The 1076-nt window shown below is 40.2% G+C and carries 1 protein-coding gene; it reads right to left on the reverse strand.

Features of this window, described 5'->3' with window-relative positions; genetic code table 11:
• Positions 1-1076, reverse strand: a 1076-nt coding sequence (locus tag IQR33_RS30705) for a serine/threonine-protein kinase (protein ID WP_193844299.1), incomplete at both ends; no start/stop codon positions are given.

A 1076-nucleotide genomic window follows, 5' to 3' on the forward strand; every position in this document is an offset into this window, starting at 1 on the left:
GTGGAGTGCTTGCTTGACTGAATATCTAAGGCAAGAACTTCTATTTTATGTGAGTCAGGGTAGTAGGTTTTTGCTTTATCAAGTATGGACTCAATTTCATCATAATTCGGGTAGTTGTTGGCATCAGAATTCAAAACCTGATCAATTTCAGATTCAAACTCGCTGAGAATATAGGTCTTGTGTAAGCGTAATAAGCCAGCCTTAACGACTGGATGTAAGCTTTTTTCACTATCAATCAGTGCCAAACTTTTTTCTGCTGGCGTATCAAGCTGCCACTCTTGTCCGGCAATTTGATCATTTTGCTTGCTAATAACGGTTTCCAAATTGGCGATGGTTTCTTGTTGCTGCTGATAACCAAATACAATGCCGCTAACTAATAATATACTCGCTGCCGCGCCGCTAGCGATAGGCCAATAGCGCATATTCAATTTGCGTTTCAACTGCTCAGGGGTCAGCTCGTTCGGAATGATGCCAGTTGAAAATACGCTTGAAAATATTGGCCACTTAGATGCAGGCATGTTAGTTGGTTTAGAGACCTTGATCTTCTTTTTGAGAGCTTCATTAACTGGAGTTCTTGCGTAAGGGTGTTTGCAACTCAATAGCTCGTAAGCAATACAAAATAGAGCAAACATATCGTCGCTTAAGTTCGGTTCCTTACCGGATAACAGGTTGAGTGATGCATAGTTGGGAGTATAACCAAGCGTTTCAACATTTTCGGATTTACGTTTAGCCGCATATTGATCCTGCTTTAATTGATGAGTTTTAGATACACCAAAATCAAGCAACTTAACGTTACCCTCAGACGTTAAAATCACATTAGCGGGCTTTAGGTCGGCGTGCACTACACCAAGAGAGTGAGCATATGAGAGTGCATCGAGTACCTGATTTAGGATTGATAAAGTTGCATTAAACTTCAGCCCATGGGGCCTAGAACGCTGTATTAAACTCTCTAATGTTTCTCCGTTAATATACTCCATAACTAAAAAGTATATTTCGCCATCAACACCAAAATCAAAAACCCTAATGATATTAGGGTGGCTTAACCTTTGAGTTTGTTGAGCTTCACGTATTAACAT

It is taken from the genome of Vibrio sp. OPT46, from assembly GCF_015163535.1.
Classification (GTDB): Bacteria; Pseudomonadota; Gammaproteobacteria; order Enterobacterales; family Vibrionaceae; genus Vibrio; species Vibrio alginolyticus.